We start from the raw sequence: 22,972 nt of genomic DNA, 5'->3' as shown, positions 1-22,972 counted from the left end.
GAACAGGCCCCCGATCGCCACGCCGTACAGCCCTCCGACCAGCCGGCCGTCGCGCCACGTCTCCACCGAGTGCGCCCAGCCGAGCCGGTGCAGGGCCACGTACGCCGCTCGGACGTCCGCGGTGATCCAGCCGTCCGGGCGCTCGGGGCGTCCGCAGGCGTCGATGACGGCCTCGAAGGCGGTGTCGACCCGTACCTCGAAGTCGCGGGCGGCGCGGCGCAGCGACCGCGAGACCCGCACCCCGTCCAGCGGCAGGACGCCGCGGCGTACGGGCGAGAACCAGCCCATCGGCTCGCCGGTGAAGTTGGTCGGCATCGGGAACAGCCCGTGCCGGTACGCCTCCAGCAGCGTGCCCGGCTCGAGGTCCGCCCCCAGGGCGACCAGGTCGTCGTCCGGGTCCCAGTCGGAGGCGGGCGGGAACACCCACGGCGTCGGTTCCGGTTCCTGGGGCACGTCTGCACGGTAAACCACGCACGGGACTCCCCGGCGACGCGCTGCCCCGCTGTCTAGGATCTGCCCATGGGCGCACGCAGCAAGGCACTGGCCTCCCTCATCGGGACCCAGGTCGCGCCCCGGCTCGGCCGCGTGGCCCCGTCGCTGACCTCGACGTTCGTGCGCGAGGCCCTGGTCCGCGCCATCGACGGCGTCGGGCCGCTGCCCGGTGCGGCCGAGGCCGCCGAGGCCGCCCTGGCCGCGCGCAACGGGGACGAGGTCCGGGCGGTGCACGACCTGATCGAGGCCAACGTCCGCCTCGCCGGCGGGCAGGGGTTCCTCACCAACGTGGGCGGCCTGCTCACCGCCCCCATCGCGATCCCCGCCAACATCGCCGGCGTGGTCCTGATCCAGCTGCGCATGGTCGCCGGCATCGCGCACCTGCGCGGCCACGACCTCGCCGACCCGGCCGTACGCAGCGCCGTCATGGCCTCACTGCTCGGCCAGGAGCGGGTGGGCGAGCTGGTCACGGCCAAGCGGCTCCCCGGGCCGCCGGGCGAGCTCGCCGAGAGCACCGCGCGCAACCGGCACACCGACGCGCTCGTCGCCTCGGAGGTCGCCAGCGACCTCATCACCCGGGTCGCGGGCAAGCAGCTCGTCTCCACCGTGGGCCGCCGGATCCCGGTCGTCGGCGGCGTCTTCGGGGCCGGCGCCGACGGGTACGCCACCTGGCGCGTGGGGCGTTACGCCGACGCGGAGTTCCTGTCGCGCAGGGTGCGGTAGAAGCCGAGCATCCGGCGACCGGTGGCGTTGCTCTTGAGCACCGTCACCACCTTCTCGGCCAGGCGCCGACCGCGGGACTTGCCACCGCCCTCGAGCTCGATCCGGGCGAACCGCAGCTCGTCGGCCAACCGCGCCTCCGAGGCCCGCAGGCGCGAGGCCTCCACCAGCAGGGCCGCGATGGCGTCCATCGCGGGCTCGTACAGGTCGGCGTCGCTGACCGTGTCCGGGTCCGTGTACGGCGTCGGCTCGCCGCCGATGAGGTCCTTCAGGTCGCCCTCGACGGAGTACCCGCGGGTGGACAGCTCGGCGACCCACTCGGTGGAGATCGCCTGCACCCGCTCGTGCGCGGCCGGGGGCAGCGCCAGGCGCGGCGAGCCGGTGCGCTCGGAGAAGGTCTGGTGGGCCAGCAGCTCGCGCACCAGCGGCCGGTAGTCGGCCGGCGCCACGACCTTGCTGACCCGCTGGTTGAGCTGGCGCATCAGGGTCGTCTCGGGCACGCCCATCGAGGCGTTGGCGCGCTCGGCGGTGGCGTCGAGGTCGATCCCGTCGAGGCCGAAGACCACGCTGAACCGACGCCACAGCTCGTCGCGCGGGGCCCCGGACGGCGGGACGGTGACGAGGTGGACGTGCTCCGGCGGCAGCCCCGCACCCCAGCGGTCGAGGATGTCGGGCAGCTCCTGGACGCCCCAGAACCACGACCCGATCCGGCTGTCGCGCGCCGGGTCGGTGAGCTGCTCGAGGAACCGCTTGTAGGTGACGTGGCTGCGGTGCTTGACGTTCTCCTGCCACTCCGCCGGGATCTGGCGGACCAGGTCGCGCACCGACAGCACGAGGTGGACCTCGGCGTCCTCGCCGAGCGACTCCAGCGCGTACGCCACCTGCGTGGGCGTCGCGGTCGCGAAGATCTCATGGCTGATGATCGAGGTGCCGGGCCAGTCGCGGACCCGGGCGGCGAGCTGCGTCCAGGCACCGACGGCCTCGGACTCCAGTCCGCCCCAGGTGAGCTTCATCAGGTCGAGCGCGGCCAGGAAGTGGGCGTCGAACCGGTCGGCCGGGTACAGGATGCCGTGCTCCCGCAGGACGTCACGGTTGCGGTACAGGACGTCCTGGAGGTGCGAGGTGCCGGTCTTGGGGGTACCGACGTGCAGGATCACCCGCCTGGTCATGGTCACAGTCTCCTCGGTTCGTGCTGCCAGCGGCCGTCGACGAGCATCCGCACCGCCAGGTCGAGCACGGCGGTGGGCTCGTCGGCCACCTCGGGCGTGGTGCTGCCGGTGAAGCGCGGAGCGAGGTCCGCGAGGTCGCCGAGCACAGGGTAGCCACTGCCGCGCACGTCCTCGGCGAGGCGGTCGGCCGCGGCGCCCAGCCAGCGCCGGTGCTCGGCCGGCACCGTGGGCAGCCCGGCCGTACCCGCCGGGATCCGGCGCCACAGGGTGGTCGCCATCAGCTCCTCCGCCTCGTGCGGGTGCACCAGCACCTTGAGCACGTGGTTGACGCGGCGGGCCAGGTCGGCGGCGTGGGCCCCGGGCACGTCGAGCGGGGCGAGACGTCGTACGCCGACCTGCCGGGCACCGGTCCGCGGCAGCCGGTCGAGCCGGGTCAGCACACGCACGTCGGCGGGACGGTCGGTGTACTCGGCCACCGCGCGGGGCACGTCGAGGCGGGGCGGCAGCGCCTCGCGCCCGCGCCAGTGGTCCAGCCACTCGGTCCACGGACCGACCTTGTGCCCGAAGCACCGGTACGTCCACGAGTGCGCCATCAGCAGGTCCACCCGGTCGAGCAGGACCAGCACCCGCGGGTGCCGGCCGCCGGGCTGGTGACCGGCCGCGGTGAGCTCGGTGCGGGCCACCGTCACCGCGAGCGGGTCGCCCACCATCCGGTACCGGCGGCGCCACGGGCGGGGCAGCCCCACCTCGGGGCGGTCCGGCCCCAGCGCCACCAGGTCCTCGGCGAGCAGGGTCGAGGCGACGCGGAGCAGCTCGTCGGCGTCGAGGGTGGCCGGGTCGACGGCACGCGGACCCCAGGTCGGCAGGGGCACGCCCAGCAGCGGCAGGTCGGGACGTCCGCGCCCGGAGGCGGTCGCGGTCAGCACGCGACCGGCCAGCCCGGGGTCGACGAGTCCCGCCGCGTTGAGACGCCGCAGCAGCTCCAGCTGCTGGGCGCCCGGCATCACCGCGCGGGTGGGCTCCCCCTCGACGGCCCAGTCGCGCCACGGCGTGGTGCCCCCCTGCTCGAGGTGGGCGACCCACCCCCAGGCGCGCGAGGGCGTCCGAGTCCGTGCGTACGAGGTCACTGGTCCCGCATCCGCCTTGCCTGGTGGCGCACCTTGGCCGCGAGGCCGTGGTGGTCCTTGCGCTGCGCGGCGACGTGGGTCATCGCGGTCAGCGCCTCCTGGGAGGCCATCAGGACCTGCCGCGGGCGGACCCGGTCGGGGTCGTGCCACCTCTCGTCCGGTGCGGGACGGCGGGGGCGCAGGTCCTCGGGGTCGCCGATGACGTCGACCCCGCTGCCCTTGAGCCAGTCGATCCACAGGTCGGCCTGGGACTCGGCGAAGTCGTACCGGTCGGGAGGCAGGCGTACGGGCGTGGAGCGGCGCCGCACCAGCACCTCCTGGGCGAGCACCTCGCGCACCAGCTGGTCGTACGCCCAGTCCCGCTGCTCGGGCAGGTCGAGGCGGCGGTTGAGGCGGCGCAGCACCTGGGTCTCGGCGATGCCGAGGGAGGCGTTGGCGCGCTCGGAGTCCAGCGGCGCCCAGTCGGGCTGGATGCCGAACGCCTGGCAGAACCGCTGCCACAGCGCGTCGCCGTGCGGACCACGGTCGTGGGGCACGGTGACGACGTGGATCCGCTCGGGCGGCAGCTTGGCGCCCCAGTTGGCCAGCACGTTGGGCAGGTCCATGGCACGGCTCCACCACGTACGGCCGCGCTCGATCTGGTTGAGGAACCGGCCGAAGCTCCAGCGCCGCCCCTGCTTGATCGACTCCTGCCACGCGGCGGGCAGCTGACGGCCGAGGTCGCGGGCGGAGTACACGATGTGCACCTCCTCGCCGGCGAGGTCGTTCATCGCCTTCGCGATGCGGGCCGGGCGGGCACCGGCGAGGATCTCGTGGCTGATGACCACGTTGTCCTGGGCCCGGCGCACGCGGCGCACCATCGTGTCCCAGGCGCCCTCGGCGTGCCCGGGCGCTCCGCCCCAGTCCTCGCCGACCAGGTCGAGCGCGGCCTGGAAGTGGAAACGGTCGATGTCGACGAACCGGCTGCGCGAGGGAACGGTGATGCCGTGGTCGGCCAGCGAGGCGACGTTGAGCATCAGCCGGTCCTGCAGGTAGGTCGTCCCCGTCTTGGGCGCACCGATGTGCAGATGGACGACGCGACTCATGACGCCAGAGTCTAGGACTGCCTCACACACCTGTCCCGAGAGCCCGTACGACGGCGCTCGGCGACGGCCGTCCGAGGTGCCCGGCCATCCACGTGCTGGCGTCCACCAGGGCGGCGAGGTCGGCACCGTGGTCGATCCCGAGCCCGTCGAGCATCCAGACCAGGTCCTCGGTGGCGAGGTTGCCGGTCGCGGACTTCGCGTACGGGCAACCGCCCAGGCCGCCGGCGCTGGCGTCGAACGTGGTGACACCGGCCTCGAGGCCCGCGTACACGTTGGCGAGGGCCTGTCCGTAGGTGTCGTGGAAGTGCAGGGCGAGGCGGGCCGGCCCGATCCCGGCCTCCTCGAAGGCGGCGACGAGGGCCTTCACGTGGCCGGGCGTGCCGACCCCGATGGTGTCGCCGAGGCTGAGCTGGCTGGCGCCCATGTCGAGCAGCCGCTTGCCGGCCTGGACGACGCGGTCGATCTCGACGGCCCCCTCCCAGGGGTCGCCGAAGCACATCGACAGGTAGCCGCGGACGTCGGCGCCGGCGGCCCGCGCCCGGCGCACGGTCGGCTCGAACATGGCGAACTGCTCGTCGTAGGTGCGGTTGAGGTTCTTGCTGGCGAACGTCTCGGTCGCCGACCCGAAGACGGCGACGTGCTCCAGCCCCAGGTCAAGGGCCCGGTCGAGTCCGCGCTCGTTGGGGACCAGGACGGGGCAGCGGCGCCCGGCGGCGCCCAGCACCTGCATCAGCTCCTCGGCGTCGGCCAGCTGCGGGACCCACTGCGGGTGCACGAAGCTGGTCGCCTCCACCAGCGGCATGCCGGCGGCGAGCAGGCGTACGACGAACTCGGCCTTCACGTCGACGGGGACGACCGCCTTCTCGTTCTGCAGGCCGTCGCGGGGGCCGACCTCGTAGATCGTGACCGCCGCGGGCAGCCCGTCGACCGGGACCGCCATCGGCAGGCCCAGCGGTCCCTGCCCGCCCCCGCTGGTCGAGCCTGTCGAGACCATCACGCCTCCACCACGAACAGCCGCGCGCCGAGCTTGACCTGGTCACCGGTGGCGGCGCCCACCTCGGTCACGGTTCCGTCGAACGGGGCCTTGAGTGCGAGCTCCATCTTCATCGCCTCCATGACACCCAGCGTCTCACCCTGCGCCACCTGCTGTCCGGCGCTGACGCGCACGTCGAGGACGGTGCCGGGCATCGGCGCCAGCAGGGTGCCGTCCCCGGCCGTCGCCCCGTCGCCCGCGAACGGGTCGGCCAGCGCGAAGACGTACCGCTGCCCGTGGTGGGCGAGCTCGACGCCGTGCCCGCGGACCAGGCCCCGCGCGTGCTGCGGCTCGCCGTCGTCGAGGAGCCGTACGGAGACCACCCCGGCGGGGGCGTGGCCGCGTCGGGTCACGGGCCGGCGGTCCACCGCGGGCACGTCGACCCACTCGCCCAGCAGCACCCGTCGCGGCGCCGCGGGTCCGCCCGAGCGCCACCCGTCGCCGCCCCAGGGTCCGGACTCCGGCCCGCCGACGAGCAGCGCGGCGGCGAGCGAGCGGGCGACGGTGTCGTCGGGGCGCTCGACCTCGGTGCGGTCCAGCCAGGCGGTGTCGATGGTCGCGTCGCGGAACGCGTCGGAGACGAGCAGTGCGCGCAGGAACCCGGCGTTGGTGGTCAGGCCCAAGATGGTGGTCTCGTCGAGCGCGGCCACGACGGCGCGGCGGGCCGCCTCGCGGTCGGCGCCGTACCCGATGACCTTGCCCAGCATCGGGTCGTACGCGGTGGAGACCTCCTGGCCCGACTCGAGCGCGTGGTCGACGCGGACGCCGTGGTCGACGGCGACGCCCCAGCCCACGTACGTCGCCCGTCCGGCCTGCGGCAGGAACCCGCCGAAGGAGTCCTCGGCGTAGACACGGGCCTCGATGGCGTGGCCGACGATCTCGACGTCGTCCTGGGTGAAGCCGAACGCCTCGCCGGTGGCGACGGCGAGCTGCAGGGCGACGAGGTCGAGCTCCTCGCCGCGGACCCGGACGGCCTCCTCGGTGACCGGGTGCTCGACCTGGAGGCGGGTGTTCATCTCGAGGAAGTAGAAGTCGCCGGTGGAGCTGTCGAGCAGGAACTCGACGGTGCCGGCGCCGGTGTAGCCGACCTGGCTGGCCAGGGCGACCGCGGCCGAGGTGATCGCGGCCCGCTGGGCGTCGCTGATGGTCGGCGCGGGCGCCTCCTCCAGCACCTTCTGGTGGCGGCGCTGGGTGGAGCAGTCGCGCTCGAAGAAGTGCAGCACGGTGCCGTGGGTGTCGCCGACGACCTGCACCTCGATGTGGCGGCCCGAGGCGACGTACTTCTCGACCAGCATCGTGTCGTCGCCGAACGAGCTGGCGGCCTCGCGCCGGGCCGCGGCCAGCGCCTCGGCGTACTCCTCGACCGCGTGGACCACGCGCATGCCCTTGCCGCCGCCACCGGCCGCGGCCTTGACCAGCACCGGGTACGCGAAGGTGGCGGGGTCGGCGTCGAGGTCGTACGACGGCACGACGGGTACGCCGGCGGCCAGCGCGACCTCGCGGGCGGCGTCCTTGCGACCCATCGCGTCCATCACGTCGGCGCACGGTCCGACCAGCACGATCCCCGCCCCGGCGAGGGCCCGCGCGAACGGCGCCCGCTCGGAGAGGAACCCGTAGCCGGGGTGGACGTGGGTGGCGCCGGTGGCGACGGCGGCGGCCAGGACGGCGTCGACGTCGAGGTAGGAGGTGACGCGCACCGCCTCGTCGGCCTCCCGCACGTGCAGCGCCTCGACGTCGAGGTCGGAGTGGACGGCCACGGTGCGCCAGCCCAGCGCCTTGGCCGTACGGATCACGCGGCGCGCGATCTCGCCGCGGTTGGCGACCAGCAGGACGCCGCCGGTGGTCGAGACTGTCGAGACCATCTCCATCACATCCTGAAGATTCCGTAGCGGGGCTCGGCGATCTCCTGGCGCGAGGCCACGGAGAGCGCCATGCCGAGGACGCGGCGGGTGTCGGCGGGGTCGATGATCCCGTCGTCCCACAGCCGCGCGGTGGAGTAGTACGCCGAGCCCTGGGTGTCGTACTGCTCGCGGATCGGGGCGCGGAACGCCTCCTCGTCCTCCGGGCTCCACTCGCCGCCGCGGGCCTCGATCCCGTCGCGCTTGACGGTGGCCAGCACGGTCGCGGCCTGCTCGCCGCCCATGACCGAGATCTTGGCGTTGGGCCACATCCACAGGAAGCGCGGGTCGTACGCGCGGCCGCACATGCCGTAGTTGCCGGCGCCGTACGAGCCGCCGATGACCACGGTGTACTTGGGCACCACCGAGCACGACACGGCGGTGACCAGCTTGGCGCCGTCGCGGGCGATGCCGCGGTTCTCGTACTCGCGCCCGACCATGAAGCCGGAGATGTTCTGCAGGAAGACCAGCGGGATCTTGCGCTGGTTGCACAGCTCGACGAAGTGGGCTCCCTTGAGCGAGGACTCGCTGAACAGGATGCCGTTGTTGGCGACGATGCCGACGTCGTGGCCCCAGATCTTCGCGAAGCCGCAGACCAGCGTCTCGCCGTACAGCTTCTTGAACTCGGCGAAGCGGCTGCCGTCCACGACCCGGCGGATCACCTCGCGCACGTCGTACGGGGTCCGCGAGTCCACCGGCACCACGTCGACGAGGGTCTCGGGGCCCTCCAGGGGCTCCTCGACGTCCTCGGCCACGGCCCGGATGCCGCCACGCTGCTGCGGCAGCGTCTCCACGATGCGCCGCACGATCTGCAGCGCGTGGTCGTCGTCGGTCGCGAGGTGGTCGACCACGCCGGAGGTGCGCGCGTGGACCTCGCCGCCGCCGAGCTCCTCCGCGGTGACGATCTCGCCGGTCGCGGCCTTCACCAGCGGCGGGCCGCCGAGGAAGATCGTGCCCTGGTCCTTCACGATCACCGTCTCGTCGCTCATCGCGGGCACGTACGCCCCGCCGGCCGTGCACGAGCCCATGACGGAGGCGATCTGCGGGATGCCGCGCGCGGAGAGGTTGGCCTGGTTGAAGAAGATCCGGCCGAAGTGCTCGCGGTCGGGGAAGACCTCGTCCTGCATCGGCAGGAACGCGCCGCCCGAGTCGACCAGCGCGATGCAGGGCAGGTCGTTGTCGGCGGCGACCTGCTGGGCGCGCAGGTGCTTCTTGACCGTGATCGGGTAGTACGTGCCGCCCTTCACGGTGGCGTCGTTGGCGATCACCATGACCTCGCGCCCGGCGACCCGGCCGATGCCCGTCACGATGCTGGCGCTCGGCACCGCCCACTCGTCGCCCTCCCGGCCGTCCCCGGCGCCGTACATGTCGTACGCCGCCAGCGGGCTCAGCTCCAGGAACGGGCTGCCGGGGTCGAGGAGCCGGTCGATGCGGTCGCGGACCAGCAGCTTGCCGCGGCCGGTGTGCTTGTCGCGGGCGGCCTCGCTGCCGCCCTGGCGCGCGCGTGCGAGGCGCTGGTGCAGCAGCGCGACGAGGTCGCGCATGCTGGCGCCGGCAGGGGCGTCGGAGCCGGTGGCGTCCGGGCCGGGGGTGTCGGTGTGAGCGTCCACACCCCACAGGTTAGCGATCATTAACCTCGCCCGCCAGCCCTCGCTCCCGCACCCCGAGCCTGACCCGGTCCCGGGCCCGGGCACCAGTAGCCTGACCCGGTGAGCCGCCGGCAGCAGATCCTCGACACCGCAGCGGAGCTCTTCGCGCAGCGGGGGTTCCACGGCGTCTCCGTCGTCGACCTCGGGGCCGCCGCGGGCATCTCCGGCCCCGCGCTCTACAAGCACTTCCCCTCCAAGGACGCCGTGCTCGCCGAGATGCTGGTCGCGATCAGCGAGGAGCTCCTCGGCGTCGGCAGCGCGCGCGTGGCGGCAGCGGGCTCCCCCGCGGCGGCACTGGAGTCGCTGGTCGCGTGGCACGTCGACTTCGCGCTCGCCCACCAGGCCCTCATCGTGGTGCAGGACCGCGACTGGAGCTCCCTGCCCGACGAGGCCCGGGAACGCGTCCGCGGCCTGCAACGTCAGTACGTCGACCTCTGGGCCTCCCAGTTGCGTCAGCTGCACCCGGACCTGACGATGGAACGCGCCCGAGCCGGCGCGCACGCCACGTTCGGCCTGATCAACTCCACACCACATTCCAGCCTGCTGCCCGCCGAGGGGATGCGCGACCTGCTCTCGGACATGGCGCTGCGGGCACTCAACGTCCCCGTCTCGGAAGGGATCGACCACCATGGGTGAGGTCTTCGCTCGCCGGTACGAACTGCTCTTCCCCATCGCCGAGGGCGGCATGGGGAGCGTGTGGAAGGTCCTCGACCACGTCGACGGCCAGGTCAAGGTCGCCAAGCTGCTGCGGCAGCGCGACGCCGGCGCCCTGCTCCGCTTCATGCGCGAGCAGGCCACCCGGATCCACCACCCGCACGTGGTCACGCCGCTGTCCTGGGTCGGCGAGGACGACACGATCCTGTTCACGATGCCGCTGGTGCGCGGCGGGTCGGTCACCGGCCTCGTCCGCAGCCAGGGACCGCTGCCGGAGCAGTGGGTGGTGGCGATCCTCGAGCAGACCCTCGAGGCGCTGGCCGTGGTGCACGACGCCGGCGTCGTGCACCGCGACGTGAAGCCCGCCAACCTGCTGCTGGAGCCGACCGGCCGGGAGCGCCCCTTCGTACGCCTCACCGACTTCGGCATCGCCGGCGTCCACGGCGAGCCGCGGCTGACCGGCCCGTCGGTCGCGATCGGCACCCCCGGCTACATGGCCCCCGAGCAGCAGTACGGCGCCAACCCGCACCCCACCCAGGACCTGCACGGCGTCGCGGCGACCGGCGTGGAGATGCTCACCGGCAAGCGGCCCCCGTTCGCCGACGCCGACATCCCGCGCACCCCGCTGGGTGAGGTGCTGCGCCGCGGCCTGAGCCACGACGCCCACCAGCGGCCCGCGAGCGCCCGCGCCATGCGCGAGGAGCTGCTCGCCCTGGCGCCCGCCGCCTGGGACCCGGGCAGCGTCACCGTGACCGACCAGTTCGCCGACCAGCCCGGCCACGGCTTCGCCGGACCCACGACCCCGCACAGCGGAGCGGGCAGCGGCTCCGGTCCGCGCCCCACCGGTGGATTCACCGGCCCCGGTACGGGACCACGCGCCACGGGACCCCAGTCGGGCAGCGGGTCGGGCCCGCGGTCGACGCCGGTGATGCCGGCGGCCGCGTTCGCCGGCACCGGGTACGGCGCGCCGTCGACCGCCGGCAGCGCGGGGGTCGGCATGCCGGTCACCCTGATCGCGCTGGGCGCGGTGCTGCTGCTCCTGGGCCTCTGGCTGATGCTGGGCTGACGCTGGGCAGACCCGAGCCGGCCCCGCGACGCTCTCAGGCGGTGCGGCGGCGCTTCGCGAGCAGGACGCCACCGGCCGCGACCAGGGCCACCCCGGTCACCGCGGAGAGGCCTCCGGCCAGCTGGCGGGTGCCGAGCGCCTCGTCGGAGGCGCCCACCGCGTCGGCGTCGCCGTCGGTCCCGGCGTCCGTGGTCGGCTCGTCGCTGGGATCCGTCGACCCCGGGTCGTCGTCGCGGGCCATCGGGTCGTCGCTGCCGGTGTACGTCAGGCCGACGGTCTCCTCGTACGACCAGTCCCCGCCCTTGTACGTGGGCCCGGCCTCGGGGTCGCCGAAGCGTTCCACGTTGAGCTGGACGTCGACGTCCTCGCCCTCGAACTCCTCCAGCGAGACCGCGATCCGGTAGACGCCGGGCAGGTGCGGGCCGATGTCGCGCAGGTCGTCGACCGTGGAGCTGCCGAGCGCGGGCACCTTGACCGGGATGGTGGTCGACTCGTCGGCCGAGAGCATCTCGCGGCCGTCGGTGGCGGCGTACCCGAGCATCATCGGGTCGTACACCTCCACGGCACCGTACGGAGGGACCACGATCCGGTCGCCGGACTCGGTCGCGGTGAAGACCGCCTCGACGTTGAGGCCCTCGCCGTAGGTGAGCGGGAACGAGAACCACTGCTGGGTGCTGGGCCCGAGGGTGAGCGAGTACGAGCCGCTCTCCAGGAGCGGCAGGTCGTCGAGGCTGGCGCCACCCTTGACGCGGACGGGATCGGTGGTGGCGGGCGACCCCGTGGGCATCCGGATGGCCTCGCCCCAACCGGGGTCGGTCTCGACGGGCTCCTCGGCGATCTGGATGCGCATCGGCAGCTTCTCGTCGGCGTAGTTCTGCAGGATGATCAGGAAGCTGTCCTGGTCGGCGCAGGTGGTGGAGCCCTCCGTGGTGGCGGCCATCCCGGTGAGCAGCTGGCCGAACTGCATCGAGTTGACCGACAGCCCGCAGTAGCGCTCCTCCTCCGTCTGCAGGGAGAGCCACCCGCCGCTCGCGCGCAGGGTCACGATCGTGACGCGCAGCGTCGCCCTGGGGTCCTTCATCTCGTACAGCAGCGCGCGGTCGGTGCCGCCGGACGCGTCGCCCTTGGGCATCTCCGTGAGGTAGACGCCCTCCTCGACCGGGGTCGGGTCGTCGAGCTTGCCGGGCGTCACGTTGGTGGCCTCGGCGCCCACGTACCGCTCGAGCTCCTCGGCGCCGAGCACCGTCGTCGCAGGTCCGGTCCGGGCCTCGGCCGGGGCCAGCGCGACCACGGGGAGGGCGCACAGCGCCGCCGCGAGGACCACCCGAGACGTCCTCATCCCTCGCATGAACTCCCCCGACTTCCTGCAGACCCGGCACACCCGAACTGGCACGGACTCCCGCCCATCTTGCCTGCTCGTGCTGGTTCCCCTCCACGACGGTCCACAAACCGCGGGCGGCGGTGGCCCACGAGTAGGGTGGGGCCCATGAAGATGGGTGCGGCACTGGAGAAGGCCTTCAACGACCAGATCACGCTCGAGTTCTCGGCCTCGCTGGTCTACCGCCAGCTGGCGATCGAGCTCGAGGACATGGACCTCCCCGGCATGGCGTCGTGGCTGCGCCACCAGGCCGACGAGGAGATCGTCCACGCCAACCGCTTCATCGACCACGTCGCCGACCGCGGCCACAAGCCCGTCATCGGCGCCATCGCCGCCCCCCAGGTCAGCGTCTCCTCGGTGCTCGAGGCGTTCGAGGCGTCGTACGCCCACGAGCAGCGCGTCTCGGAGTCGATCCGCTCGCTCTACCGCACCGCCGAGGCGGAGGGCGACCTCGACTCCCGCCCCCTGCTCAACTTCTTCATCGAGGAGCAGATCGAGGAGGAGGCCACGGTCTCGGAGATCATCGGCCGCGTGAAGCTGATCAACGACGACGGCCCCGGGCTGCTCCGCCTCGACGAGGAGCTCGGCCAGCGACCCGCCGGCAGCACCGAGGTCAGCGGCTGAGCCGACCTCAGGCGTCGAGCACCAGGTGATCGCCCTTGGCCCGCGAGACGCACACGTACATCTGGTCGTTGGCGGCGCGCTCGGCGTCGCTGAGCAGCTCGTCGCGGTGGTCGACCTCGCCCTTGAGGACCTTGGTCAGGCAGCTGCCGCAGTGACCCTCCTCGCAGGAGAACCCGAAGCCGGGGTCCTCGGCGAGGATCGCGTCGAGCAGGGTCTGGTCCTTGGCGACGACCTTGGTCACGCCGCTGCGCTGCAGCTCGACGGTGAACTCGGTGTCGTTGGCCGCGGCGGCGGCACGGGCGGCGGCGTTCTCCTCCGAGGCGGTGAACCGCTCGAAGGTCACTGACGCCTCGGGCGCCAGTGCGGCGCAGCGGTCGACGACGGCACTGATCAGGCCGGACGGCCCGCAGCAGTAGACGGCGGTGCCGGCACCGGCCCCGGCGAGGTACGCGTCCAGGTCGAGCTGGCCGCTCTCGTCCTCGGGGACCAGGGTGACCCGGTCGCCACCCAGGGCGCGGAGCTCCTCGACGAACGCCATCGACGCGCTGGAGCGGCCGCCGTACAGCAGGGTCCACTCGGAGCCCGCGGGCACGGCGGCGACCATGGCGCGGATCGGGGTGATGCCGATGCCGCCGGCGATGAAGCGGTACGACGGGCTGGGGGTCAGCTCGAAGTGGTTGCGGGGTCCGACGGCCTTGATCCGGAGCCCGACGAGGTCGGTGTCGTGCAGCTCCTTGGAGCCGCCGCGGCCGGACTCCTCGCGCAGCACGGCGACCCGGTACGACTCGCGGTCGGCCGGGTCCCCGCAGAGCGAGTACTGGCGGGCCAGCCCGCTGGGCAGGTGCAGCTCGAGGTGGGCGCCGGGCGTCCAGGCCGGCAGCTCACCGGCGTCGAAGGACTCGAAGGTGATCGAGATGACGCCCTCGGCCTCGGTGGTGACGGAGCGTACGACCAGGTCGAGCGTCTCGCCCCCGGCGGCGCTCGCGGCGAGGCGGGCAGCCTCCTTCGCCTTGGCCATCGCGACCGGGTCGAACGACGTGACCGTCGTCGTCGGGGTGGGCGACGGCTTGGAGCGTTTGAGGGACGCGGCGAGGGAGCGGAACACCATGACGTAGATCATATATTCACTGTGGGAAAGCGTGAGCCTCTTCCCGACGCCGGCACCTCAGGCCCGCTGGTCCCAGCGGAACAGCCACACGCCGAGCGGGCCGAACACCGCGACCATCCCGACCAGGACCGCCGTCGCGACCCACTGGGTGCTCCACGCCTCGCCCTGCCACAGGGCGGTCACGAGGTCGACGAAGTGACGGATCGGCGAGGCCTGCATGACCTTCTGCATGAACGGCGGCAGCATCTCCATCTGCAGGAACGCCCCCGAGGTCATCATCAGCACGATCATGAGGATGTTGCCGAGCCCGGCCGCCGCCGCCATGGACGGGTACAGCGCCGCCAGGACGTACCCGAGCGCCAGGAAGGCGAGCATCCCCAGCGCGAACGCCACCATCACCACCGGCAGGTGGGTGGGCAGGGGCACGCCGAACCCGACGACGCCCGTCACCACCGCCAGCAGGATGCCGACGAGCCCGAGGACGAAGTGCACCGTCAGGTCGGCGGCGATGAAGGTCCCCCGACCCAGCGGCGTGAGCTGCAACCGCCGCAGTGCTCCCGAGGCCCGCAGCGTGAGCAGGGCCTGCGGCATGGTCATCACGCCGACGATGGCGAGCACGATCGAGCCGTACGCGGGCAGCGTCTTGGTGACGTAACCCTGACCGCCGAAGTCGGGGGACGGGTCGTTGCCGAAGATCAGCCCGAACAGGACGACCAGCACCGGCGCGAAGACCAGCGTGAAGAAGAAGCCGATCGGCTCGCGCAGGTTGGAGCGGAGCAGGGCCCCGACGAGCTCACCGTACGCACGCATCACGCACCTCCTGCGTCCCGCATGCCGCGACCGGTCAGGTTGATGAAGACCGCCTCCAGGGTGGGGCGCTCCAGCGACAGCTCGGTGACCTCCACCCCGGCTCCGGCCAGGTGCACGACCACGGCGGGAGTGAAGTTGCCGGCTCCCTCGACGACGAGGAGACCGCCGTCGCGCTGGACCCGGTGGACGCCCGCCAGCGCCTCGAGCGGAGCGGTGTCGACGGGGCCGGACACCTCCATCTCGAGGCGCCGGTCGCCGCCGTACGCGTCGACGAGCTCGTCGGGCGTCCCCGTGGCGATGATTCGACCCTCGTCCAGGATGGCGACCCGGTCGCACAGCGCCTCGGCCTCCTCCATCGAGTGGGTGGTGAGCATGATCGTGCGGCCCTGCTCGCGCAGACCGCGCAGGATGTCCCAGATCGCCAGACGCGCCTGGGGGTCGACGGCGCTGGTGAGCTCGTCGAAGAAGAGGAGCTCGGGGTCGTGCAGCATCGCCAGCGCCACGAAGACCCGTTGCCGCTCCCCGCCGGAGAGGCGGTCGATGCGACGCTTCGCCTTCCCGGCGAGCCCGAAGTCGTGGAGGAGGTCCTCGATCGGCAGCGAGCGCGGGTAGAGAGCGGCGAACAACCGCAGCGCCTCCACGACGGTGAGCCGCGGGATCAGGGCCGCCGACTGCAGCTGCACCCCGATCCGGGCGTTGACCTCGCGCCGGTCGCGCAGCGGGTGCAGGCCCAGCACCTCCACCTCGCCGGACGTGGGCCGGTCCAGGCCCTGCAGGCAGTTGAGCACCGTGGTCTTGCCCGACCCGTTGGGTCCGATGAGCCCGAAGATCTCGTGCGGGTCGACCGTCAGGTCGATCCCGTCCACGGCTCGGACCTCCCCGAAGTGTCGGCGCAGGTCGCGGCACTCGACGGCGTACATGGTGACCTCCTTGAGGGCACTCCCAGCCTAGGAACGGGCCACGTCCCGCACACGGGCCGAAGGCCCCGCCGTGGGCGGCGAGGGTCCTCAGAACCAGCGGTCGACGTCTCCGTCGGGGTTCTTCATCGCGGCCAGCACCCGGGCGGCCCGCTCGGCCGCCTCCTGGGCGACGTCGAGGTCCTCGTCGTCCGGCCCACCGGCCGGGGTCCCACCCGCTCCACCACCGCCGAGCACGGCCAGCGCGGCCAGCAGCTCCTCGCGCCCCAGCCCGCGCCACGCGGTCAGCACGAGCGGGTCGGTGTCGACGAGCCACGACAGCTGGGTGAGCAGCGCCAGCGCGTGCGCGCAGGGCGAGGCCCAGGCGTCGCAGCCGCAGCGGCACTCCAGGTCGCCCGCGTACGGTGCCAGCTCGACGCCGGCCTCATCCACCGCCTCCAGGAACGGCTCCGGCAGGCCGCCACCCAGCAGCGCCCCGAGCCATCCCGAGCCGGCCGCGACGAGCTCGACCAGGGTGTCCCGCTCGACGTCGTCGAGCACCGGCACCCCGACCCGCACGCTCCAGGCGTCGTCGCCGTCGATGACCGCGGCCACGGTCTCACCCCCGGCGACGGTGATCTCGCCGACCTCACCGGCCCGGGCGAGCCGGCGCCCGCGGCGCAGGTCGGCCTCGCCGTACGACGCCTCCTCGAGCGTCGCCACCAGCGACCGTGCCCACCAGGACCGTACGGTCACGGAGCGCCTGGGCGCCAAGCGCACGTGCTTCACGGCCGCAGCTCCACCAGGTCGCGCAGCTCGGAGTCGCTCAGCTCGGTCAGCGCGGCCTCGCCCGAGGAGAGCACGGCGTCGGCCAGCGCGCGCTTGCGGGCGAGCAGCTCGGCGACCTTCTCCTCGACGGTGCCCTGGGTGACGAAGCGGTGCACCTGCACGGGACGGGTCTGCCCGATCCGGTACGCCCGGTCGGTCGCCTGGTCCTCCACGGCCGGGTTCCACCAACGGTCGAAGTGGATGACGTGGTCGGCGGCGGTGAGGTTGAGCCCGGTGCCGCCCGCCTTGAGGGAGAGCAGGAAGACCGGGACGTGACCCTCGGAGCCCGGACCCGCCTGGAACCGGCGCACCATCGCCTCCCGCTCCCTGACGGACGTGCCGCCGTGGAGGAACTGGTGCGGCACCCCCTGGGCGGCGAGGTGGCGCTCCAGGAGCCGTGCCATCGCGACGTACTGGGTGAAGACGAGGACGGCGCCCTCCTCGGCCAGGACGGTGCCGAGGAGCTCGTCGAGCAGGTCGAGCTTCTGGGAGCGGCCGCCCAGGCGCGGGTTGGACTGCTTGAGGAACTGCGCCGGGTGGTTGCAGATCTGCTTGAGGCCGGTGAGCATCGCGAGCACCAGCCCGCGGCGGGCCTCCTCGTCGGCCTCCTCGATGCGGCGCATGCAGTCGCGCACGTACGTCTCGTAGAGGACGACCTGCTCCTTGGTGAGCCCGACGAGGTGGTCGGTCTCGGTCTTGGGCGGCAGCTCGGGGGCGATGCCGGGGTCGGACTTGCGGCGCCGCAGCAGGAACGGCGCGAGCAGGTCGGCGAACTGGCGAGCCTTGCTGGGCTCAAGGCCCGCCTCGATCGGCGCCGCCCACGCCTTGCGGAACGCGTTGCGGCTGCCGAGGAGGCCGGGCACCACCCAGTCGAGGATCGACCACAGCTCGGTGAGGTCGTTCTCCACGGGCGTGCCGGTCAGCGCCACCCGGGCCTGCGCGCCGATCCTGCGCAGCGAGCGCGCGGCCGCCGAGCGGGAGTTCTTGACGTGCTGCGCCTCGTCGGCCACCACCAGGCCCCAGGCCACCTCGGCCAGCAGGTCGGCGTCGTTGCGCATCGTGCCGTACGTGGTGAGCACGAACCCGGGTCCGGTCTGGTCGAGCGTCGGCTCGGCCAGTCCGTCGAGGTCGCGGGCCGACCCGTGGTGGCGGCGCACCGGCACCCCCGGCGCGAACCGGCGGATCTCGGCCTCCCAGTTGCCCAGCAGCGAGGTCGGGCAGACCACCAGCGTCGGCCCGGCGTCGGCTCCGTACGTCTCGAGCCGGTGCAGGTGCAGCGAGATGAGGGTGATCGTCTTGCCCAGCCCCATGTCGTCGGCGAGCACAGCCCCGAGCCCCTGGCCGGTGATCTCGGCGAGCCAGGTGAGCGCCTGGTGCTGGTAGTCGCGCAGGGTCGCCGCGAGGCCGGCGGGCAGCGCGACCGGCTGGCCCGTGACCGCGCCGAGCAGCCGTTCCCGGACGGCGAGCAGGCTGGCGCCGACCACGGCGTCGTGCTCCACGTCGTCGACGACGACGCTGCCGGTCAGCGCGGCCGCGACGGCCTGGGCGACGGGGACCGTGCGGACCATCCGGCGGCGGGCCCGTTTGAGGACGGAGGAGTCGACGACCATCCAGTTGTCGCGGATCCGGATCACCGCGGAGGTGGCGTGGGCGAGCTCGTCCATCTCGGTCTCGGTGAGGGGCTCGCCGTCGAGCGCCACCTGCCACTGGAACCCGAACAGGGTCTGCGTGCCGAGCAGCCCGTCCTGCAGCGGCTCCTCGCGGAACGCGCCCGTGGCGTCGCGACGCCCGGCGCTGAGCGTGACCTTGCTGGTGACGTCGCGGTCGAGGTACTTGGGCCACAGCACCTGCACGCCGACGCCGTCGAGGGCGGCGATCCCCTCGTCGAGCAGGCTGAGCAGCTCGTCGCTGTCGAGGGTGATCTGGTCGGGCACCCGCAGGTCGGCGAACCGGTCGAGGACGCGCCACACGTCGGCGGCGGCCCGCAGTGCGATCGAGGCGTGCGTACGGGCCCGGTCGCCGAAGCCGTGGCTGGCACCGGGGCCGGTCTCGGTCCACAGCACCGCGGCGTCGCAGAGGTGGGAGGGGTTGTCGGCGGCGTGCACCTGCAGGACGAGGCGTACGGCGCCGGCGACGAGCTCCTCCTCGTCGGCCTCCACCCGCAGCGAGAGGGTGACCAGCTGGGGGCCGGTGTCCTGCAGGCCCGACCGGTTGCGGGCGATGCGCTCCTGGAGCCGGCGGGCGAAGTCGGGGTCGCCGCCGGCGCCCACGGGGCGGGCCAGCGGGCGGGCGGGGGGTCTGCGCGGTGAGCGGGGTGCGCTGCGCGGCATGGTGTCGGCGATGGCGTCGAGGAGGGCGCGCAGGATGCCCTCCGCCGTGGCGGCGTCGACCTGGTCGTACGCCCGGGCGCGGGCCATCGCCGCGACCCGGTCCTCGTCGGCGGCGTCCAGGGCCGCCACCCGCCAGCCCTCGCCCCCGTCGTCGGGACCGAACCGGCCGTCGGCGATGAGCTGCATGCTGAGGAAGCTGCCGCCCGCCAGCAGCGCGACCGACGGGTGCACGTCGTCGGAACGGTGGGCCTTGGCCAGCACCGGCAGCGCACCCCGGATCGGCAGGCGGAGCGTACGGCGCCCGTCGGTGAACTCGATCTCGCCCTCGCGCGGAGGCTCGCCCGGGATCAGGCGGGCGGGTCCGGTCAACGGGACGAAGCTCATGCAGTTCCTCTCGACGAGCGGGCAACAGGACGCTAACGCCTGGCACCGACACAACGTTCCCCACGGTCGTCGTCGGCTGTCCGGATCCCGGTACCGACGTGGAGTCCTCCCCTAGGCTCGGTCCATGAGCATCCTCGACGCCCCCCTGGCCGCGCTCGACGGCACCCCCGGCACGCTTGGCGACCTCACCCAGGGACGCCCCGCCCTCCTCGTCAACGTCGCCAGCAGGTGCGGCCTCACCCCGCAGTACACGAAGCTCGAGGAGCTGCAGGAGACGTACGGTCCGCGCGGCTTCACCGTCGTCGGCATCCCGTGCAACCAGTTCATGGGCCAGGAGCCCGGCTCGGCCGAGGAGATCGCCGAGTTCTGCTCCGCCACGTACGGCGTCACCTTCCCCATGAGCGAGAAGATCGAGGTCAACGGAGAGGGCCGGCACGCGGTGTACGCCGAGCTGACGCCCCTGGCCGACGAGGCGGGCACGACCGGCGACATCCAGTGGAACTTCGAGAAGTTCCTCGTCGCCGCCGACGGCACCCCCGTCGCGCGCTTCGCCCCGGGCACCGAGCCCGACGCCCCGGCCGTGGTCGAGGGCATCGAGAAGCTCCTCGGCTGACCGCATTCCGATTTGGAACAATCCCCCTCGCGGGAACTAACCTCGCTCAGTGAGCGAAACTGCAACCACTGCCGGTAGTGCACCGGAGAGCCCTGACCAGGGCCACAACGACAAGCTCGACGCACGCGTCCTCGTCGTCGCGGGCGTCGTCGTCCTCGGCGCCATCATGTCGATCCTCGACGTCACCGTCGTCTCGGTCGCTCTCAAGACCTGGGAGTCCGACTTCGGTGCCACGACGGCCGAGGTCGCCTGGACCATGACCGCGTACGTCCTCGCGCTGGCCACCGTGATCCCCCTGACCGGGTGGGCCGCGGACCGGTTCGGCCCCAAGCGGCTCTACCTGGCCGCCGTCACCCTCTTCACGCTCGGCTCGGTGCTCTGCGCGCTGGCCGACACGCTGCCCCAGCTGATCGCGTTCCGCGTGGTCCAGGGCCTCGGCGGCGGCATGCTGATGCCGCTGGGCATGACGATCCTGACCAAGGCCGCCGGCCCCGAGCGCGTCGGTCGCGTCATGGCCGTCATGGGCATCCCGATGCTGCTCGGCCCGATCTTCGGCCCCATCCTCGGCGGCTGGATGATCGACAACGTCTCGTGGCACTGGATCTTCCTGATCAACCTGCCGATCGGCATCGTCGCCCTCGTGTACGCGTGGTTCGCGCTGCCGAAGGACCACGTCGAGCCGTCGGAGACCTTCGACTTCCTCGGCATGGTGCTGCTCTCGCCCGGCCTCGCGCTGTTCCTGTACGGCATCAGCTCCATCCCCGGCGCCAAGGAGGAGCACGGCACGCCGTGGACCGCCGAGGTCGTGTGGACGATGGTCGTCGGCATCCTGCTGCTGGTCGCGTTCGTGCCGTGGGCGCTCAACCGCCGCAACAAGCACCCGCTGATCGACCTGCGCCTGTTCAAGAACCGCAACCTGACTGCCGCCGTGGTCTCGATGCTGTTCTTCGGCGTCTCGTTCGCCGGCGCCTCGCTGCTGTTCCCGCTGTTCCTGCAGACCGTCCAGGGCTACACCGCGATGGGCTCGGGCGCCATGCTCGCCCCGCAGGGCATCGGCGCCATGATCACGATGCCGATCGCCGGCTTCCTGGTCGACCGCATCGGCCCCGGCAAGATCGTCATGGCCGGCATCACCGGCGTGACCGTCGGTCTGGCCATGTTCACGCAGGTCAGCTCGACCACCGACAAGCCGTACATCTGGGCGTCGCTGTTCGTGATGGGCCTGGGCATGGGCGCCACGATGATGCCGATCATGACCGCCGCGCTGGCGACCCTGGTCGAGCACACCATCGCCCGCGGCTCGACGCTGATGAACATCGTCTCGCAGGTCGCCAACGCGATCGGCGCCGCCGTGTTCTCGGTCGTCCTCACCGACCGCCTGCGCAACGACGACCTCGTCGCCGCCTCCGGCGCGATCGCGGAGGCGGGCGGCGACAAGGCCGACCCCACGGTGGTCGCCCAGATCCTCGCCAAGTTCGGCGTCGACCCGACGCAGCTGGTCCCGGCCAAGATCTTCGAGGCCATGGCCGAGGCGTTCCAGGGCACCTTCGTGCTCGCCGCGGTCCTGGTCGCGTTCGTGCTGCTGCCGGCGTTCTTCCTGCCGCGCAAGAAGCTGGAGCAGGCGCCCGACCCGACGCTCATGACGGGTCACTGAGAGACCCCGCCCCCGGTCCGCCGGGGTTGTCCACCGGAGCCCCCGACGCCGTGCGCGTCGGGGGCTCCGGCGCCTCTGGTCCGGCCCTCACACGTCGTACCCGCTGCTCCGCTGCACCCCGAGCTCCACGAACTGCGCCACCAGGTCGCGGCCGCCCGACTCACCGAAGAGCTCCTTGCTGGACCGACCCGCCGCGGTCATCCCCTTCGCGACGGTGCTGATGAGCTCCCCCAGCACCCGCAACGACGTCCGCAGCGCCGAGACCAGGTCGCGGCACTCCTTGAGCGTCGCGGCGGCCTTGAGCGCCAGCCGGGTGCCCGCCTCCGGCGCCAGCAACCCGCCGGTGGACACGGTCTTCGCGAACGCGGAGACCGCGGCGCCGACGACGTCCGCGAGCTTGGCCTGCACGAAGGCCCGTACGGTGCCGAGCACCGACCCTGCCAGCAGGATGCCCTCCGCGACACCGGACGCTGCTCCCGCGAGCGCGGCGACGTGCCCGCGGGCGGCCACCGCCGCGCCCCGGTACGCGGTGGGTGTCAGGCCGACCTGGCCCGCCAGGTCGACGTCGACCCGGTCGGTGTACGCCTCCCCGACACCGTCGAGGCAGCTGCCGATGCCGCGCCAGGTGGTCGCGGCGGCACTGATCGCGGCGCTGTCGCCCACGAGCTCGTCGAGCAGGTCCTGGAACCCTTGGCAGTGCTCCAGCGCCCACTCCACGACGAACGCGCTCGCGCCCGCGAGCGGGTCCGCCACGAGGTCGACCACGGCGTCGATGCCGTCGAGCGAGGCCAGTGCGGCGGTGAGGGAACCCTCCACCCACTCCCCCCGTTCCAGCGCCGCGGCGCCGTCGATGACGGGGCTGAGGAGACGGGCCCCGTCGGTGCCGCTCACGACGCGATCCCGACCGTCAGGTCGACCGCGGCCAGGGCGGTCCCCATGACCAGCGGGGCCTCCCGGAGACGCTCGAACCGGGTGCGGACCTCGGTGTCCACGTGCTCGAACAGGTCGGCAACCTCCTCGATGCCACGGGCGCACCCGCCCAGGGCGTCGTCGACCAGCTCGACCGCCAGACGGCCGGCCTCCGCGAGCGGGGCCAGCGAGGGACCCACCACGAGAACACCCACCACGCCGAACGTGTCGGCGCCGAGATCGACCGACTCCGCAGCCGTGCGGGCCGACTGGAGCCGGTCCCTCAGGGCGGCGACGTGGGCGGCGTGACGCCGCCAGGCAGCCACCTCGACCTCGATGCCGCTCATCGCGCCGCCGTCCCGCCGCTGCGCGCCCCGACCGTGCCGTACTGCCCGTCCATCGTCACTCCCCTCGCTCGTCGCGGCCGTGCGCCGCTGGGGAGGGAGTCCCCGCCCGGGCGGGTGCGCGAACCCTCAGGGGCTGCCTGTGGATGAGCGGCACCGGCTCCGGGGGGTTGTGGACGACTTCTGGCCGGGCAGGCGTCG

General features: G+C 73.0%; 21 protein-coding genes. 6 read left to right on the top strand and 15 right to left on the bottom strand.

All coding sequences use genetic code 11. From position 1 onward, the window contains the following. Window positions 1–453, bottom strand: a 453-nt coding sequence (locus ACI379_RS15650) for a leucyl/phenylalanyl-tRNA--protein transferase (RefSeq protein ID WP_439793041.1), incomplete at its 3' end; no start/stop codon positions are given. A gap of 66 nt (window positions 454–519) precedes the next feature. Here ACI379_RS15650 and ACI379_RS15645 point away from each other — a divergent pair. Then, entirely contained in the window at window positions 520–1,215 is a 696-nt protein-coding gene (locus ACI379_RS15645) for an EcsC family protein (protein WP_439793040.1), read from the top strand. Here ACI379_RS15645 and ACI379_RS15640 read toward each other — a convergent pair. From ACI379_RS15640 to ACI379_RS15615, 6 genes are read right to left on the bottom strand one after another with little or no spacing between them, the layout of a single operon-like run. Then, the gene (locus ACI379_RS15640) at window positions 1,176–2,381 is read right to left on the bottom strand and encodes a hypothetical protein (RefSeq protein ID WP_439793039.1); all 1,206 of its coding nucleotides are present in this window, start codon (window positions 2,379–2,381) and stop codon (window positions 1,176–1,178) included. The genes ACI379_RS15645 and ACI379_RS15640 overlap by 40 nt on opposite strands. Before the next feature lie 2 nt (window positions 2,382–2,383). Continuing rightward, on the bottom strand, window positions 2,384–3,508 hold the full coding sequence (locus ACI379_RS15635; RefSeq protein WP_439793038.1) for a hypothetical protein: 1,125 nt from the start codon (window positions 3,506–3,508) through the stop codon (window positions 2,384–2,386). Further along, a complete protein-coding gene (locus ACI379_RS15630) occupies window positions 3,505–4,593 on the bottom strand; it encodes a hypothetical protein (RefSeq protein WP_439793037.1) in 1,089 nt (362 codons plus the stop codon). The genes ACI379_RS15635 and ACI379_RS15630 overlap by 4 nt, the downstream gene beginning before the upstream one ends. A 22-nt stretch (window positions 4,594–4,615) precedes the next feature. Continuing rightward, entirely contained in the window at window positions 4,616–5,587 is a 972-nt protein-coding gene (locus ACI379_RS15625; RefSeq protein ID WP_439793035.1) for a hydroxymethylglutaryl-CoA lyase, read from the bottom strand. Continuing rightward, complete coding sequence (locus ACI379_RS15620) at window positions 5,587–7,488, bottom strand: acetyl/propionyl/methylcrotonyl-CoA carboxylase subunit alpha (protein ID WP_439793034.1); 1,902 nt, start codon at window positions 7,486–7,488, stop codon at window positions 5,587–5,589. Before ACI379_RS15620 ends, ACI379_RS15625 begins: the two co-directional genes overlap by 1 nt. 5 nt (window positions 7,489–7,493) lie before the next feature. After that, window positions 7,494–9,134: a carboxyl transferase domain-containing protein gene (locus ACI379_RS15615; protein WP_439793033.1), complete on the bottom strand. Its 1,641-nt coding sequence runs from the start codon at window positions 9,132–9,134 to the stop codon at window positions 7,494–7,496. Between the two features lie 99 nt (window positions 9,135–9,233). On the opposite strand from ACI379_RS15615, the gene ACI379_RS15610 reads away from it, so the two are divergent. Together ACI379_RS15610 and ACI379_RS15605 are read left to right on the top strand one after the other, a co-directional pair. Beyond that, the gene (locus ACI379_RS15610) at window positions 9,234–9,809 is read left to right on the top strand and encodes an SACE_7040 family transcriptional regulator (protein WP_439793032.1); all 576 of its coding nucleotides are present in this window, start codon (window positions 9,234–9,236) and stop codon (window positions 9,807–9,809) included. Then, the gene (locus tag ACI379_RS15605; RefSeq protein WP_439793031.1) at window positions 9,802–10,893 is read left to right on the top strand and encodes a serine/threonine-protein kinase; all 1,092 of its coding nucleotides are present in this window, start codon (window positions 9,802–9,804) and stop codon (window positions 10,891–10,893) included. Before ACI379_RS15610 ends, ACI379_RS15605 begins: the two co-directional genes overlap by 8 nt. A 34-nt stretch (window positions 10,894–10,927) precedes the next feature. On the opposite strand, the gene ACI379_RS15600 is transcribed toward ACI379_RS15605, so the two are convergent. Then, on the bottom strand, window positions 10,928–12,232 hold the full coding sequence (locus tag ACI379_RS15600) for a hypothetical protein (protein ID WP_439793030.1): 1,305 nt from the start codon (window positions 12,230–12,232) through the stop codon (window positions 10,928–10,930). A gap of 147 nt (window positions 12,233–12,379) precedes the next feature. Here ACI379_RS15600 and ACI379_RS15595 point away from each other — a divergent pair, with 147 nt between their 5' ends. Beyond that, window positions 12,380–12,895, top strand: a complete 516-nt coding sequence (locus ACI379_RS15595) for a ferritin (RefSeq protein WP_439793029.1) — start codon at window positions 12,380–12,382, stop codon at window positions 12,893–12,895. A gap of 7 nt (window positions 12,896–12,902) precedes the next feature. Here ACI379_RS15595 and ACI379_RS15590 read toward each other — a convergent pair whose 3' ends face one another. The 5 genes from ACI379_RS15590 to ACI379_RS15570 form a co-directional block, all read right to left on the bottom strand. Beyond that, a complete protein-coding gene (locus ACI379_RS15590; RefSeq protein WP_439793028.1) occupies window positions 12,903–14,015 on the bottom strand; it encodes a PDR/VanB family oxidoreductase in 1,113 nt (370 codons plus the stop codon). A gap of 45 nt (window positions 14,016–14,060) precedes the next feature. Next, entirely contained in the window at window positions 14,061–14,813 is a 753-nt protein-coding gene (locus tag ACI379_RS15585) for an ABC transporter permease (protein WP_439793027.1), read from the bottom strand. Continuing rightward, window positions 14,813–15,733 carry an ABC transporter ATP-binding protein gene (locus ACI379_RS15580; protein WP_439793026.1) on the bottom strand — a complete coding sequence of 307 codons (921 nt, stop codon included), beginning with the start codon at window positions 15,731–15,733 and terminating at the stop codon, window positions 14,813–14,815. Before ACI379_RS15580 ends, ACI379_RS15585 begins: the two co-directional genes overlap by 1 nt. Window positions 15,734–15,820: 87 nt before the next feature. Further along, a complete protein-coding gene (locus ACI379_RS15575) occupies window positions 15,821–16,465 on the bottom strand; it encodes an SWIM zinc finger family protein (RefSeq protein WP_439793025.1) in 645 nt (214 codons plus the stop codon). Window positions 16,466–16,494: 29 nt separating this feature from the next. Continuing rightward, complete coding sequence (locus tag ACI379_RS15570) at window positions 16,495–19,251, bottom strand: DEAD/DEAH box helicase (RefSeq protein ID WP_439793024.1); 2,757 nt, start codon at window positions 19,249–19,251, stop codon at window positions 16,495–16,497. 124 nt (window positions 19,252–19,375) lie between these two features. Between ACI379_RS15570 and ACI379_RS15565 the strand changes: the two genes are divergently transcribed. Together ACI379_RS15565 and ACI379_RS15560 are read left to right on the top strand one after the other, a co-directional pair. After that, window positions 19,376–19,864 (top strand): glutathione peroxidase, encoded by a 489-nt coding sequence (locus ACI379_RS15565; RefSeq protein WP_439793023.1) that lies wholly within the window; start codon window positions 19,376–19,378, stop codon window positions 19,862–19,864. Between the two features lie 49 nt (window positions 19,865–19,913). Beyond that, a complete protein-coding gene (locus ACI379_RS15560) occupies window positions 19,914–21,518 on the top strand; it encodes a DHA2 family efflux MFS transporter permease subunit (protein ID WP_439793022.1) in 1,605 nt (534 codons plus the stop codon). Between the two features lie 87 nt (window positions 21,519–21,605). Here the strand turns inward: ACI379_RS15560 and ACI379_RS15555 are convergent, their stop codons facing one another. Both ACI379_RS15555 and ACI379_RS15550 read right to left on the bottom strand, forming a co-directional pair. Then, window positions 21,606–22,409 carry a hypothetical protein gene (locus ACI379_RS15555; RefSeq protein WP_439793021.1) on the bottom strand — a complete coding sequence of 268 codons (804 nt, stop codon included), beginning with the start codon at window positions 22,407–22,409 and terminating at the stop codon, window positions 21,606–21,608. Further along, entirely contained in the window at window positions 22,406–22,774 is a 369-nt protein-coding gene (locus ACI379_RS15550) for a hypothetical protein (RefSeq protein ID WP_439793020.1), read from the bottom strand. Before ACI379_RS15550 ends, ACI379_RS15555 begins: the two co-directional genes overlap by 4 nt. Between the last annotated feature and the right edge of the window lie 198 nt (window positions 22,775–22,972).

Source organism: Nocardioides sp. (assembly GCF_051876515.1).
GTDB lineage: Bacteria > Actinomycetota > Actinomycetes > Propionibacteriales > Nocardioidaceae > Nocardioides.
The sequence above is the reverse complement of the archived record's forward strand: the minus strand, read 5'-3'. Positions and strand labels throughout refer to the sequence as shown.

Coding starts and splice junctions, on each gene's coding strand:
- ACI379_RS15630 (WP_439793037.1), bottom strand. CDS start 4,593: ATGAGTCGCGTCGTCCATCTGCACATCGGTGCGCCCAAGACGGGGACG.
- ACI379_RS15550 (WP_439793020.1), bottom strand. CDS start 22,774: ATGAGCGGCATCGAGGTCGAGGTGGCTGCCTGGCGGCGTCACGCCGCC.
- ACI379_RS15605 (WP_439793031.1), top strand. CDS start 9,802: ATGGGTGAGGTCTTCGCTCGCCGGTACGAACTGCTCTTCCCCATCGCC.
- ACI379_RS15580 (WP_439793026.1), bottom strand. CDS start 15,733: ATGTACGCCGTCGAGTGCCGCGACCTGCGCCGACACTTCGGGGAGGTC.
- ACI379_RS15640 (WP_439793039.1), bottom strand. CDS start 2,381: ATGACCAGGCGGGTGATCCTGCACGTCGGTACCCCCAAGACCGGCACC.
- ACI379_RS15645 (WP_439793040.1), top strand. CDS start 520: ATGGGCGCACGCAGCAAGGCACTGGCCTCCCTCATCGGGACCCAGGTC.
- ACI379_RS15585 (WP_439793027.1), bottom strand. CDS start 14,813: ATGCGTGCGTACGGTGAGCTCGTCGGGGCCCTGCTCCGCTCCAACCTG.
- ACI379_RS15565 (WP_439793023.1), top strand. CDS start 19,376: ATGAGCATCCTCGACGCCCCCCTGGCCGCGCTCGACGGCACCCCCGGC.
- ACI379_RS15595 (WP_439793029.1), top strand. CDS start 12,380: ATGAAGATGGGTGCGGCACTGGAGAAGGCCTTCAACGACCAGATCACG.
- ACI379_RS15620 (WP_439793034.1), bottom strand. CDS start 7,488: ATGGTCTCGACAGTCTCGACCACCGGCGGCGTCCTGCTGGTCGCCAAC.
- ACI379_RS15600 (WP_439793030.1), bottom strand. CDS start 12,232: ATGAGGACGTCTCGGGTGGTCCTCGCGGCGGCGCTGTGCGCCCTCCCC.
- ACI379_RS15570 (WP_439793024.1), bottom strand. CDS start 19,251: ATGAGCTTCGTCCCGTTGACCGGACCCGCCCGCCTGATCCCGGGCGAG.
- ACI379_RS15625 (WP_439793035.1), bottom strand. CDS start 5,587: ATGGTCTCGACAGGCTCGACCAGCGGGGGCGGGCAGGGACCGCTGGGC.
- ACI379_RS15590 (WP_439793028.1), bottom strand. CDS start 14,015: ATGATCTACGTCATGGTGTTCCGCTCCCTCGCCGCGTCCCTCAAACGC.